Below are 13,069 nucleotides of genomic sequence, written 5' to 3' on the forward strand. Positions count from 1 at the left end.
GGTGAACCCGCGGCGGACCGGGCCTGTGGACAAGGCCCGGTCCGTCCCCGGCGGCCGGTACTGTCGATCCGTGGCTGATCTCCCCGACGTTCCGACCCTGCTCGACACCGCCGTGACCGCCCTGGGCGGCAGCCGGCGCGACGGCCAGTCCACCATGGCGGCCGCCGTCGCCGACTCCGTCGACAGACGCGAGCACCTCGTCGTCCAGGCGGGCACCGGCACCGGCAAGTCCCTGGCCTACCTCGTCCCGGCGATCCGGCGCGCGATGGAGAAGGACACCACCGTGGTGATCTCCACCGCCACCATCGCCCTGCAGAACCAGCTCATCGACCGCGACCTGCCACGGCTGGCCCAGGCGCTCAAACCGCTGCTGCGCCGCGAGCCCACGTTCGCGGTCCTCAAGGGCCGCCGCAACTACCTGTGCCGTAACCGCCTGCACACCGCGGCCGACGACTCCGACGAGGCCGAGCTGTTCGACCCCCGCCAGCTGTCCTCCCTGGGCAAGCAGGTGGCCCGCCTGCACGAGTGGGCGGAGGAGACCACCACCGGCGACCGCGACGAGCTGGTCCCCGGCGTCACCGACCTGGCCTGGCGGCAGGTCTCGGTGGCCGCCAACGAGTGCATGGGCGCCCGCATCTGCCCCTTCGGCCAGGAGTGCTTCGCCGAGTTCGCCCGCGAGGAGGCCAAGGGCGTCGACGTGGTGGTCACCAACCACGCCATGCTGTCCATCGACATGACCCAGGGCAACCACATCCTGCCCGAGCACGACACGATCATGATCGACGAGGCCCACGAGCTGGTCGACCGGGCCACCTCCGTGGCCACCGGCACCCTGGCCGAGCGCACCGTCACCGTCGCCGCCAAGCGCGCCGGCCGCCTCATCGAGCCCGTGCTCGCCGAGCGGCTGACCGAGGCGGGCGAGGGCCTGGCGCTGATGTTCGCCGACGCCCCCGAGGGGCGCATCGACCACATCGACGACGCCCTGGCCGGGGCGGTCGCGGTCGTCCGCGACGCCGCCGCGGCCTGTGTCACCGCCATCGGCCCCTCACCCGGCGAGCAGGAGGCCGAGGCCGCCAGCGAGCGCCGCCTGGCGCTGGCCGCCCTCACCGAGGTCCACGACACCGCCGTGCGCGTCCTGGAGTCCTTCGAACCCGCGCTGCGCGACCGCACCGACGTCGTGTGGCTCACCAAGATCCCGGGCCGCCGCCCCACGCTGAGCGTCGCCCCGCTGGCCGTGGGCGGGCTGCTGCGCGAGAAGCTCTTCGGCGACCGCACCGTGGTCCTCACCTCCGCCACCCTCACCCTGGGCGGTTCCTTCTCCGCGCTGGCCCGCCAGTGGGGGCTGGGCCGCGAGGTCACCCAGGAGGCGGCCGAACGCGCCGCCGCCCCGCCGCCCGCCGAGGGCGCCGAAGACTCCGAGGGAGACGACGAGGACGGCCCGCACCGCGCCGCGGGCGAGCCCCGCTGGCGGGCGCTGGACGTCGGCTCCCCGTTCGACCACGCCCGCAGCGGCATCCTCTACGTCGCCGCCCACCTGCCCCCGCCCGGCCGGGACGGGCTGTCCCCGGCCTACCTGGACGAGATCACCGAGCTCATCGAGGCCGCCGACGGCCGCACCCTGGGCCTGTTCTCCTCGATGCGCGCCGCCCAGCAGGCCGCCGACGAGCTGCGCGAACGCCTGGACCACCCGCTGCTGTGCCAGGGGGAGGACTCCACCGGCCAGCTGGTCCGCCGGTTCTCCGAGGACGAGAACGCCTGCCTGTTCGGCACCCTGTCGCTGTGGCAGGGGGTGGACGTGCCGGGCCCGTCGCTGTCGCTGGTGATCGTGGACCGCATCCCGTTCCCGCGTCCGGACGACCCGCTGGCCTCGGCCCGCCAGCGGTCCGTGGCCGCCCACGGCGGCAACGGCTTCCTGTCGGTGGCGGCCACCCACGCCGCCCTGCTGCTGGCCCAGGGCACCGGGCGCCTGCTGCGCTCCACCGACGACCGGGGTGTCATCGCGGTCCTGGACCCGCGGCTGGCCACCGCCCGCTACGGCGGTTTCCTGCGCGCCTCGCTGCCGCCCTACTGGGGCACCACCGATCCCGAGGTGGCCCGGTCGGCGCTGCGCCGCCTCTCGGGCCGCACCGCCCCGGCGGCCTGACCCCCGCCGCCCGACACCCGTTGTCCGACCCCCGCCGCCCGGCCCCGGACACGGCGACGGCCGGGCGCTCTCGGGGCGCCCGGCCGTCACACGTCCGTGTCAGCCGCGGGTGCGGTAGCCGAAGAGCCGGACCGCGTACCCGGGGGAGTCGTCCTCGGCCTCCTGGATGAACCAGCGGTCGTCGTGTTCGCCCACCAAGAGCTCGTTCCACATCATGTCGATGAGTTTGAGCCGGGAGACCACCGACGCCTCGGGGTCGAGCACGATCGAGTACGCGCGGTCGGTGAGCCGCTGCGTCACCATGCCCACGGACTGCCCGTCCCAGATGGCGGGGACGGGGGCGTGGCCGACCTCGACCCCGCACAGCCGCAGCTGCTCGACCTCTTCGTCCAGGGCCTCGGCGGCCAGCGCGCCGTCCAGACGCAGGGCGTCCTCCAGCTCGTCGCGTTCCTCGTCGACGCGCAGGTAGGCGTGGTACGTGCGGCGGTTGCAGGTGCGGCACTTGCGCCAGACGACGCACCGGGCCAGTCCGTAGGCGGACTGGGCCTCGCCGACACTCTGGTAGTCGCTCACCTCGCGAATCGTGCCGCAGTCGCAGCACAGGGCCGTGAGATCCTGCTTCATCAGAGTCCCCCCTCCCAGGTGAGTATGCGACGGATGCGGGTCGTTAGGGAACCCGTTCGGTGAGGAAGTCGCGGCAAGGACTCGTCATCAATGCCCAAAATGACCCGGTGACGGGTTTCGGGTGGGCAGGTCCCGGTTCCCGACGTGTCCGTTCTCACCTCGTTCGTCCGGACGCGTCCCCGTCCGTGAGGGGTGGGAGGGACATCGAACGCGCGCGGAAGGTGACCTACGTCTCATAGATCCGGTCGAGGGGAGCAGGGATCGGGACGCGCCGGGATCAGTCCAGGGTCCGGCCCTGTTTGTTGCGGGCGCTCCAGTCCCGCATCCGCTGCGGATAGCCCATGATCTGCACGTCGTACGCCGGGATGCCCCGCTTGGACGCCACCTTGCGGATGACCGCGGGGGAGCCGCAGCGGCGCCGGATCCACTCGCCGTCGGTGGCCACCGCCACCGCGGTGGTCTGGGTCGCGAAGGTCTCCGGCTCGATGAAGAACTCCACCCCCACCTTGTTCTCCGCGAACTCGATCAGGGCCTTGATGTCACCGTCCTCGGTGGCGCGGTCGAACCGGGCCTTGCCGGAGCGGTTGGCCTTGCGCAAACCGAAGCGGTCTCGCCATCCCATCGGTGTCCTTGTCCCCTATCAGAGATAGTGCGTTCGGGTGGCCCCGAGTCTATCGATCCGGCTTTCACGATCGGGGGCCCGAGCGTCTGTCCTGCACCGGTTTCACGCGTTTTCCGGACAGGCCCGCACACCGGCTGCTACTTTCTGTTTCCACGGCACTACAGGGGGAGACAACGATGCCGATGTGGACGTGGGCGGGGGAGACCGCACGCCGGCTCGCCAACGCAGGACAGGTCGAACTGGCCGAGGCCGTCACCGGCCTGCCCGAGCTGGCGGAGGCGGGTGACGCCGTCCAGGTCGAGGCGGTCGCCCGCTCCGCCCTGCGCACCGCCCGCCGCCTGGTGGCCGAGGCCGGCGCGGAGAACGCCGAGGTGCCCGGGGTGTTCGGCCCCGCCACCCTGTTCTTCCTGGCCCACTGGCCGCTGGCGGTCCGGGTCTCGGCCCTGGCCGAGGGCGGCCGGGCGCTGCCCCGCGCGGTCGCCGCCGTCGAGGACGCCCCGGGCCCGCACGTCCACGGGCCGCTGCCGGTCTCCGCCCTGGAGACCCTGGCCCGCTGCCACGCCAACGTCGACGCCGCCGGCACCACCGGCCTGCGCCGCGAACTGCTGTCCTCGCGCAACCTCGCCGGGTGGGAGCGCACCCCCGCCTGGCCCGCCTTCACCCTGGCCCGGGTGCACCTGCTCATCGACGAGGACGACCCCGAGCGCGCCGAGGCCGAGCTGCGCCGCTACGAGCACACCGCCACCGGACCCGCCCTGCTCGGCGCCGACGGCATCTTCACCCTGGTCCGCGCCCTGCGCCGCCGCGACGCGCACACCCAGGCGCTGGAGGTGCTGGACCGGATGGAGGCCGAGCTCGCGCTGGAGCCGCACAACCCGCGCAGGCCCGCCCTGCGCCGCCGCATCCGGTTCGAGCGCGCCCGCCTGCTGTCCTGGGTGTCCCGCCTGGGCCAGTGCCCGGCCCGCGACGCCGTGGCACCCCTGCCCACCGTGGAGGAGGCCGAGGCCCACCCGTTCCTGCGCCCGGCCTGGGTGGAGGCGGTGGAGAACCTCGTCTGCCAGGGCATCGTCCGCAACGACTGGCGGCTGGGCGTGCGCGTCACCACCTGGTCCCGCTACTTCGAACGCGTGGGCGCGCCCCGGCGCGGCGCCGAGCTCGCCCTGGCCGCGGCCCGCCTGGCCGTGGGCCGGGGCGCCCTGTGGGTGGCGGGCTGCTCCGCCCGCCGCGCCGAACGCCTCATCGGCGACCTCTCCACCACTGGGGAGATCCGCGGCGACCTCGCCGAGGTGCACGCCATGATCGCCGCGATGCCCGCCATCCGGCCGCTGGCCCCGCCCGACCGCATCCTGGACTTCCTGCGCGCCCAGTCCGCCGAGGAGGTCGACCCGGAGAACCAGGCCGAGCAGGTCAACGCCGCGCTGGAGCACCGGCCGCACGACTCCCTGCTGCTCACCGCGCTGGGCCAGGTCGGCCGCACCCTGATGCTCTCCGACGCCGCCACCGAGCCCCAGTGGCGCCACGTCCGCGAACGGCCCGGCGACCAGCGCGCCGCGCTGTCGCTGCTGGAGACCCTGCTGCACGACAACGACACCGCGGGTGTGCGCGACCTGGTCCGCACCCTGGCCGCCGGGGCCCTGCCCGCGCCCGGCGGGGACGTGCTGGCCCCCGAGCCCGCCGCCGCACTCGCCCCGCACAGCTGATCCGCCGCCGCGGACCCCGTCCCCGTCCGCGGCCCTGCGCCGACCGGTTCCCGCTCTAACGCGCGGGTGAGCGCTCCCCGGCGGCGAGCGCGCGGCCGGCCGGGTAGGTCAGGGCGGCCGCGGGCAGGCGCGCCGGGCGGCCGCTGGCCAGCACCCGGACCCGGCCCCCGCCGTGCCCCGCGCCCCCGCCCGCAGCTTCGCCCCCATCGGTCCCCGTGCCCGGGACCGCGCCGATACGGCGCAGCGTCTGCGCGGCCACGGCGTCCGCCGCCGTGAACAGCTCCACCTCGCCCGCGGCGTCCGGCCGGGCCCGCAGCGCCTCGGCGATCGCCCCGCCGACCAGGTCGTAGTGGGTGCAGCCCAGCACGATCCCGCGCACCCGGCCCGGTGTGCGCTCCGCCGCGTAGGCCACCGCCGCGGCGATCCGCCCCGGATCGGCCGACTCCACCGCCTCCGCCAGCCCGACGCACGCCACCGGGGTCACGTCCACACCCTGGGCGAAGGTCTCCACCAGCCGCCGCTGGTACTCGCTGCGGGTGGTCGCCTCGGTCGACCACACCGCGATCGGCGTGCCCGCGGCCGCCGCCGGCTTGATCGCCGGGACCGTCCCCACCACCGGCACGTCCGGCTCGAACCGCTCCCGCAGCTCCGTCAGCCCGTGCACCGACGCCGTGTTGCAGGGCACCACCACCGCGTCCACGTCGCCCCCCGCCGCCTCTACGGCGGCCCGCGCACCGGCCAGGGCGCGCTCCACGATCTCGTCGTGGGTACGCGGGCCCCAGGGCATGTGGTCCGGGTCCATGGACAGGTACAGCTCGGCGTCCGGCCGGGCGGCGAACAGCGCCGCGGCGGTGGACAGCATGCCGATTCCGGAATCTACGACAGCGATGCGCATGAACCCCGATCCTATCCGCGGCCCCCCGACACCCGCCCGAACCCGTGGCCCCCGGACCCTCCAGGGGCCACTTGCACCGCGACACGACATAAATGGGGTGGTTTCCTTCGTTACCCATAGGTAGAACTGAGGGGATCGGTCCCTTCCGGCCCATCGCGGCCGGATTCGACCGTTCCACGCTGTGCCTCACTCACGCCGACGACCGGGAACGGATCAGGGATGAGTCCTCAACGGCAGGGAACGAACAGCGACACCGCCTCCGGCGGCGACACGGGCCTGGCCCGGCACATCGCGGCGGTCAACCGGCTGCGCCGCGACTACCGGTCCCTGCCCTCCGACGCGCCGGTCCGGCTGGCCAAACCCACCTCCAACCTCTTCCGGTTCCGCGAACCCACCTCCGCCCCCGCCCTCGACGTCTCCGCCTTCGCCGGCGTCATCTCCATCGACCCGGTCGAGCGCCTGGCCGACGTCGGCGGCATGACCACCTACGAGGACCTGGTCGCCGCCACCCTCCCGCACGGGCTCATGCCCACCGTCGTCCCCCAGCTGCGCACCATCACCCTGGGCGGCGCCGTCACCGGGATGGGCATCGAGTCGTCCTCCTTCCGCAACGGCCTGCCGCACGAGGCCGTCCAGGAGATGGAGATCCTCACCGGCTCCGGCGACATCGTCACCGCCACCCGCGACAACGCCCACGCCGACCTCTTCCACGGCTTCCCCAACTCCTACGGCACCCTCGGCTACAGCCTGCGCCTGCGCATCGAACTCGAACCCGTCTCCCCGTACGTGCACCTGCGCCACCTGCGCTTCCACGACGCCGCCGCGGCCATGGACGCCCTGGCCCGCATCTGCGCCGACCGCTCCCACGACGGACAGCCGGTCGACTTCGTCGACGGCGTCGCCTTCTCCCGCGACGAGCTGTACCTGACGGTGGCCCGCTTCACCGACCGGGCGCCCTGGGCGAGCGACTACACCGGCCGGGAGATCTACTACCGCTCCATCCAGGCCAACGCCGACAACGGCCCCGGCGACTACCTCACGATCCACGACTACCTGTGGCGCTGGGACACCGACTGGTTCTGGTGCTCGCGCGCCTTCGGCGTGCAGAACCCGCTGGTGCGCTCCCTGTGGCCGCGCTCCCTCAAGCGCTCCGACGTCTACCGCAGGCTGGTGGCCTGGGACCGGCGCACCGCCTTCTCCCGGCTGCTCAACCACTACCGGGGCCGCCGCCCCCAGGAACCCCTCATCCAGGACATCGAGGTGGGCGTGGAGCGCGGCGCCGAGTTCCTCGACTTCTTCCACGGCGAGATCGGCATGACCCCGGTCTGGATGTGCCCGCTGCGCCTGAAGGAGCCCCGCCGGTCCGAGCTGGCGCCCGGCGACCACGTGTGGCCGCTCTACCCGCTGGAGAGCGACCGCCTCTACGTCAACTTCGGCTTCTGGGGCCTGGTCGACATGAAGCCCGGCCAGCGCCGCGCCCACCACAACCGGCGGGTGGAGGAGCGCGTGGCCGAACTCGACGGCCACAAGTCGCTGTACTCCGATTCCTTCTACACCGAGGAGGAGTTCTGGCGGCTCTACAACGGCCCGGCCTACACCGGCCTCAAAGACGCCTACGACCCCCACGGGAGGCTGCTCGACCTGTACGCCAAGTGCGTGCGCAACAGATGACCCACGCAGAAACGGGAGGCGACCCGTGGAGCGGGCCGCATCCGCGAGAAGGAAGGGAAAGAAGAACATGCGGCTCGCCGAGATGTTCGAGCGCGTCGTGGGAACCGACGCGCCCATCCGCTTCACGGCCTACGACGGCAGTGCCTCCGGAGACCCGAACAGCGACGTCCTGCTGAACGTCCGCACCCCCGTCGCGGTCAACTACCTGGCCCAATCGCCCAACGCCCTGGGCCTGACCCGCGCCTACGTCTCCGGACACCTGGACGTCGAGGGCGACATGTACACCGTCCTGCGGCGGATGTCGGACTTCGTGTTCGCGGAGGGGGTCAACGTGTCCGCCCGCGACCTGGCGGCCATCGCCCGCTCGCTGGGCTGGGTCAAGTTCGTCAACCGGGTCGCGCCGCCGCCCCAGGAGGTCACCCGCGGCCGCCTGTTCGGACTGGGCTGGCGCCACTCCAAGCAGCGCGACGCCGAGGCCATCCACCACCACTACGACGTCTCCAACGCCTTCTACGAGCTGGTCCTGGGCCCGTCCATGACCTATACCTGCGCGGTCTTCGACGACGCCGACGGCGACCTGGGCCGGGTGGCGGCCCACGACGGCGCCCTGGAGAGCGCCCAGTTCCGCAAGTACGAACTGGTCGCGAACAAGCTCGGCCTGGAGCCGGGCATGCGCCTGCTCGACGTGGGCTGCGGCTGGGGCGCCATGGTCATGCACGCCGCCCGCGAGCACAAGGTCAAGGCGCTGGGCGTCACCCTGTCCAAGGAGCAGGCCGAGTGGGCGGCCAAGCGCATCGCCCAGGAAGGGCTGTCGGACCTGGCCGAGGTCCGCCACATGGACTACCGGGACGTGCCCGACGGCGGCTTCGACCGGATCAGCTCCATCGGCCTCACCGAGCACATCGGCGCCCGCAACCTGCCCGCCTACTTCTCGTCGCTCCACGACAAGCTGGTGCCGGGCGGGCGGCTGCTCAACCACTGCATCACCCGGCCCCGCAACGACCTGCGCCCGATGGACACCGACGGCGTCATCAACCGCTACGTGTTCCCCGACGGCGAGCTGGAGGGGCCGGGCGAGATCCAGACGGCCATGAACGACGCCGGGTTCGAGATCCGCCACCAGGAGAACCTGCGCGAGCACTACGCGCTCACCCTGCGCCACTGGGGTGCCAACCTGGAGCGGAACTGGGACGCGGCGGTCGCCGAGGTCGGCCAGGGCACCGCCCGGGTCTGGCGGCTGTACATGGCCGGGTGCGTGCTCGGCTTCGAGAAGAACGTGGTGCAGCTCCACCAGATCCTGGGCGCCAAGCTGGACGGCACCGACGCCCGCATGCCGCTGCGCCCGCGGTTCCAGTAGGGCCGGGCGGGGCCGGGAACGCCGTTCGCCCGCGGCGATCCCGGCCTGTCCGGGCCCCGTTCGGGCCCGGGGCACGGCATCATGGACACCACACCGTACGAGGAGTGCCCGTGACCGAGAACGCCGAGGGGGAAGGCCCCCTCGTCCCGGACCAGCCGGACCACGTCAAGCGCACCGCGATCGACCTGATCGCGGCCTACGCCGACCGCAACCGGGACGAGCTGGAGCGGGCGATCCCGCGGGCGGCCGACGACGCCGAGGCGGTGCAGTCGGAGCTGCGCGTCATCTCCGCGTTCCTGGGCCGCCGGGTCCAGGAGACCGGGGTGGTGTGGAAGCCCGCCGACTCCCGGGAGGCCGTGGCCCGCACCGTCGCGGAGATGCTCCCGCCGGAGCTGGAGTTCGCGGTCTCCACCGCCTGGGAGGCGCACACCGTGGGCGAGGAGGAGGCCGCCGAGCGCTTCACCCGCGGCGACCCCATGGTCTACGTCCACATGCTCGCCGCGTTCTCCGCCGCCATCGGCCTGGCGGTGTACAAGCGGGCCGAGCTCATCTCCACCCTGCGCCAGGTGACCGGCCTGTCCGACTGAGGGGGCGGCGGGGCGCCCACGGGGCGTCACCCGTCGCACGCCTCTCCCGGGTTCCCCGGAACCCCTGCGGCCACGGGGATCCGGGGGCGCCCGGCGGCGTCCCCTAACAGCTCAGACACAAAATGGAGTGGTTTACTTCACTCCACGCCGTTCATTACGTAGGTTTCCTACCAACCCCGAGGGGACCCACGAAAGGAACGGGAGGCGAGCCGATGGCCCGCACACCAACCCGCAAGTACGTTCCGCTCCCCGCAGCCGCGCTTGCCCTGACCCTGGCCGCGACCGCGTGCACGGGAGGAGGCGGCACCGGCGGCGGCAGCGGCGGTGACACCGACACCCTCACCGTGTGGATCATGCAGGGCACCAACCCCGACGAGAGCGGCTTCTTCGACGAGGTTAACACGGCCTTCACCGAGGAGACCGGCATCGACGTCGAGGTCGAGTTCGTCCCGTGGGACGGCGCCCAGGACAAGATCTCCACGGCCATCGCCGGCGGCACCACGCCCGACGTCATCGAGCTCGGCAACACCTTCGTCCCCGGCTTCGCCGACTCCGGGGCCCTGCACGACCTGTCCGCCTACGGCGTCGACACCTCCCTCTACGTCTCCGGCCTCATGGACATGGGCAGCCTGGACGAGGGCGTCTACGGCGTCCCCTGGTACGCCTCCATCCGCTCCATGGTCTACCGCACCGACGTGTTCGAGGAGCACGACCTGGAGGTCCCCGAGACCTGGGACGAGCTCCGCGAGACCGCCCTGGCCGTCAAGGAGGCCGAGCCGGACATGATCGCCCTGCCGGTGCCGGGCGACGCCCAGTACTCCGTCATGCCGTGGATCTGGGGCGGCGGAGGCGAGATCGCCGTCCAGGAGGACGACGGCACGTGGGTGTCCGGGGTGGACTCCCCCGAGGCGCGTGAGGGCATCGAGTTCTTCACCGGCCTGTCCCTGGAGGACGGCACCTCCACCACCGGTGCCGTCAACTGGAACGAGATCAACATCATGGAGTCGTTCTCCGAGGGCAACGCCGCCATCGCGCTGCTCGGCAGCGCCAACCCCAAGGCCATCGTCGAGAACAACCCCGACCTGGAGGGCAGGCTCGGCTCCTTCCCCATCCCGGGGCCGGAGGCCGGCACCTACACGCCGTCCTTCGCCGGGGGCTCGCTGCTGTCGGTGTTCGAGGGCACCGGCAACGAGGAGGCCGCCTGGAGCTACGTGGAGCACCTCACCGGTGAGGACAACATGATGCTCTGGGCCGAGCAGACCGGGTTCTTCCCCGGTCTGACCTCCAGCGTGGACACCTTCACCGCCTCCGCCGACCCCGTGCTGGAGGCCTACGCCGTCCAGCTGGGCGAGGCGAGCAAGGGCGTGCCCACCGCACCCGCCTGGAGCCAGGTCGAGGCCGAGAAGGTCCTGGTCGGCATGCAGCAGGCCATCCTCAACGGCACCTCGGTGGAGGAGGCCACCACCCGGGCCGCCGACGACATCGAACGCATCCTCAACGGAGGTTGACACACGTGGGAACACCGGTCGGGCAGGCCGTCGGCGGCGCGGACCCGGGGCTCCGGGCGTCGACCGGCCCGCCCGGCCGGGGGCGGCGCGCTCCCGCCCTCGGCCTGAGGCGGCGCCGCGCACTGCTGCCCTGGGCGCTGCTCGCCCCCGCCCTGACGGTCATCGCCGCCCTGCTGCTCTTCCCCCTCGCCCGGATCGTGTGGCTGTCCTTCCGCGACTACAAGCTGCGCAACCTGGTGTCGGGGGAGTCGGACTTCATCGGCCCGGCCAACTACGTCACCCTGTTCACGGACTCCTACCTGTGGCGGGTCGCCCTGCCCAACACCGTGGGGTTCGCCGTGGTCGCGGTCGTCTCCACCGTGGTGCTGGGCACCCTCGTGGCCCTGCTGCTGTCCCGGCTGCGCCCGATCACCCGGGTCGTCGTGGTCTCCTGCATCATGGTCGCCTGGGCCATGCCCGCCGTCAGCGGCACCTACGTGTGGCTGTGGATCTTCGACGTCGACGACGGCATCGTCGCCCAGCTCCTCAAGGGCGCGGGCCTGCTCGGCCCGGAGGGGTACAACTGGTTCGCCGACCGGCTGTTCTTCTACGCGATCGTCGTCCTCAACGTGGTCCACGGCGGGTTCCCGTTCGTGGCCGTCACCGTCCTGGCCGGGCTGCTCACCGTGCCGCGCGAACTGCACGAGGCCGCCCTGCTGGACGGCGCCGGGGCGTGGAAGCGGTTCTGGCACGTCACCTTCCCGGTCCTGCGCCCGGTGTTCGCCGTCGTCACCATCCTGTCCACCATCTGGGACTTCAAGGTGTTCGCACAGGTCTACCTGATGCCCGGCGGCGGGGTCGGCGGCTCGGAGATGCTCAACCTGGGCGTGTGGACCTACGTGAGCTCCTTCGGGCAGCGGGACTACGGGATGGGATCGGCCATCGCCGTGGTCCTCACCCTGCTCCTGCTGGCGGTCACCGCGGTCTACCTGCGGGCCCTGTTCCGAGAGGACGAACTGCGTTGAGCGCCTCCGCCGACACCGCGGCCGACCGCGCCGCGGCCGCCACCGCCGCCTGGGAGCGCCGGGTCCGCCTGGCCCGCCGCCGCGGCGGGGCGCTGCGCCTGACCCGGACGGCCGGGCGGGCCGCCGGGGTGACCGCCGTCCTGCTGTTCACCCTGTTCCCCGTCTACTTCATGCTCACCAGCGCGTTCTCCGACCGGATGACCTCCGCCGTCGGGTCGCTGGTGCCCCGCGACCTCACCCTGGACAACTTCGTCCACGTCCTGACCGAGGGCGACTTCGGGACGTACATGCTCAACTCGCTGGCGGTCGCCTGCATCACCGTCGCCGGGGCGTGCGTGCTGTCGCTGCTGGCCGCCGTGGCCGTGTCCCGGTTCCGGTTCCGGTTCCGCACCGCGATCCTGGTGCTGATCCTCGTGGTCCAGATGGTCCCGCTGGAGGCCCTGGTCATCCCGCTCTTCCTCCAGGTCCGCGACCTCCACCTGCTCAACACCGTGCTGGGCCTGGGCATCGTCTACATCGCCCTGTCGCTGCCGCTCGCGGTGTGGATGATGCGCGGGTTCGTGGCCGCCGTGCCCAAGGAGGTCGAGGAGGCCGCCTACATCGACGGCGCCTCCTGGCCGGTCATGTTCTGGAAGGTGCTGTTCCCGCTGGTCGCGCCCGGCCTGGTGGCGACCGCGATCTTCTCGTTCATCATCGCCTGGAACGAGTTCGTGCTGGCCCTGACGTTCATGCAGCAGAGCGAGAAGTACACCGTCGCGGTGGGCCTGCGGCAGTTCTTCGGCGAGTACGCCAACGAGTGGGGGCACGTCATGGCCGCCTCCACCCTCATCACCCTGCCGGTCATGGTCTTCTTCGTCATCGTGCAGCGCTGGCTGGCCTCCGGGCTGGTGCAGGGCGCCGTCAAGGGCTGAAGCGCGTTCGACCACGGGCCCGGGGAGGGGAAGGGAGGAGGGGCGGG

11 protein-coding genes are annotated in these 13,069 nt (G+C 72.5%); 8 read left to right on the forward strand and 3 right to left on the reverse strand.

The annotated features are described in order from the left end of the window. Window positions 1-70 precede the first annotated feature (70 nt). Window positions 71-2,143, forward strand: a complete 2,073-nt coding sequence (locus tag ACJOT3_RS24755) for an ATP-dependent DNA helicase (protein WP_406975494.1) — start codon at window positions 71-73, stop codon at window positions 2,141-2,143. Between the two features lie 99 nt (window positions 2,144-2,242). Here the strand turns inward: ACJOT3_RS24755 and ACJOT3_RS24760 are convergent, their stop codons facing one another. Next, window positions 2,243-2,767, reverse strand: coding sequence for a DUF6315 family protein (locus ACJOT3_RS24760; protein ID WP_406975495.1), 525 nt, complete (start codon window positions 2,765-2,767; stop codon window positions 2,243-2,245). Window positions 2,768-3,044: 277 nt separating this feature from the next. After that, window positions 3,045-3,389: a hypothetical protein gene (locus ACJOT3_RS24765; protein WP_406975496.1), complete on the reverse strand. Its 345-nt coding sequence runs from the start codon at window positions 3,387-3,389 to the stop codon at window positions 3,045-3,047. Between the two features lie 176 nt (window positions 3,390-3,565). Between ACJOT3_RS24765 and ACJOT3_RS24770 the strand changes: the two genes are divergently transcribed. Next, window positions 3,566-5,089 (forward strand): hypothetical protein, encoded by a 1,524-nt coding sequence (locus ACJOT3_RS24770; protein ID WP_406975497.1) that lies wholly within the window; start codon window positions 3,566-3,568, stop codon window positions 5,087-5,089. A gap of 55 nt (window positions 5,090-5,144) precedes the next feature. Here ACJOT3_RS24770 and ACJOT3_RS24775 read toward each other — a convergent pair whose 3' ends face one another. Further along, window positions 5,145-5,984: a glutamate racemase gene (locus ACJOT3_RS24775; RefSeq protein ID WP_406975498.1), complete on the reverse strand. Its 840-nt coding sequence runs from the start codon at window positions 5,982-5,984 to the stop codon at window positions 5,145-5,147. 219 nt (window positions 5,985-6,203) lie between these two features. On the opposite strand from ACJOT3_RS24775, the gene ACJOT3_RS24780 reads away from it, so the two are divergent. From ACJOT3_RS24780 to ACJOT3_RS24805, 6 genes are all read left to right on the forward strand, one after another. Beyond that, window positions 6,204-7,655 (forward strand): FAD-binding oxidoreductase, encoded by a 1,452-nt coding sequence (locus tag ACJOT3_RS24780; protein WP_406975499.1) that lies wholly within the window; start codon window positions 6,204-6,206, stop codon window positions 7,653-7,655. Window positions 7,656-7,722: 67 nt separating this feature from the next. Continuing rightward, window positions 7,723-9,012 carry a class I SAM-dependent methyltransferase gene (locus ACJOT3_RS24785; RefSeq protein ID WP_406975500.1) on the forward strand — a complete coding sequence of 430 codons (1,290 nt, stop codon included), beginning with the start codon at window positions 7,723-7,725 and terminating at the stop codon, window positions 9,010-9,012. Between the two features lie 104 nt (window positions 9,013-9,116). Then, the gene (locus tag ACJOT3_RS24790; RefSeq protein ID WP_406975501.1) at window positions 9,117-9,599 is read left to right on the forward strand and encodes a hypothetical protein; all 483 of its coding nucleotides are present in this window, start codon (window positions 9,117-9,119) and stop codon (window positions 9,597-9,599) included. Between the two features lie 212 nt (window positions 9,600-9,811). Further along, window positions 9,812-11,107 carry a sugar ABC transporter substrate-binding protein gene (locus ACJOT3_RS24795; RefSeq protein WP_406975502.1) on the forward strand — a complete coding sequence of 432 codons (1,296 nt, stop codon included), beginning with the start codon at window positions 9,812-9,814 and terminating at the stop codon, window positions 11,105-11,107. Between the two features lie 104 nt (window positions 11,108-11,211). Further along, the gene (locus tag ACJOT3_RS24800) at window positions 11,212-12,111 is read left to right on the forward strand and encodes a carbohydrate ABC transporter permease (protein WP_406975503.1); all 900 of its coding nucleotides are present in this window, start codon (window positions 11,212-11,214) and stop codon (window positions 12,109-12,111) included. Between the two features lie 170 nt (window positions 12,112-12,281). After that, window positions 12,282-13,022: a carbohydrate ABC transporter permease gene (locus ACJOT3_RS24805; protein WP_406975504.1), complete on the forward strand. Its 741-nt coding sequence runs from the start codon at window positions 12,282-12,284 to the stop codon at window positions 13,020-13,022. Window positions 13,023-13,069: the final 47 nt, after the last annotated feature.

The organism is Nocardiopsis protaetiae (assembly GCF_045446735.1).
GTDB lineage: Bacteria > Actinomycetota > Actinomycetes > Streptosporangiales > Streptosporangiaceae > Nocardiopsis > Nocardiopsis protaetiae.

Excerpts from the sequence above, each read along its gene's own strand:
- ACJOT3_RS24760 (WP_406975495.1), bottom strand. The coding sequence starts at position 2,767 with ATGAAGCAGGATCTCACGGCCCTGTGCTGCGACTGCGGCACGATTCGC.
- ACJOT3_RS24765 (WP_406975496.1), bottom strand. The coding sequence starts at position 3,389 with ATGGGATGGCGAGACCGCTTCGGTTTGCGCAAGGCCAACCGCTCCGGC.
- ACJOT3_RS24770 (WP_406975497.1), top strand. The coding sequence starts at position 3,566 with ATGCCGATGTGGACGTGGGCGGGGGAGACCGCACGCCGGCTCGCCAAC.
- ACJOT3_RS24775 (WP_406975498.1), bottom strand. The coding sequence starts at position 5,984 with ATGCGCATCGCTGTCGTAGATTCCGGAATCGGCATGCTGTCCACCGCC.
- ACJOT3_RS24780 (WP_406975499.1), top strand. The coding sequence starts at position 6,204 with ATGAGTCCTCAACGGCAGGGAACGAACAGCGACACCGCCTCCGGCGGC.
- ACJOT3_RS24785 (WP_406975500.1), top strand. The coding sequence starts at position 7,723 with ATGCGGCTCGCCGAGATGTTCGAGCGCGTCGTGGGAACCGACGCGCCC.
- ACJOT3_RS24795 (WP_406975502.1), top strand. The coding sequence starts at position 9,812 with ATGGCCCGCACACCAACCCGCAAGTACGTTCCGCTCCCCGCAGCCGCG.
- ACJOT3_RS24805 (WP_406975504.1), top strand. The coding sequence starts at position 12,282 with ATGCTCACCAGCGCGTTCTCCGACCGGATGACCTCCGCCGTCGGGTCG.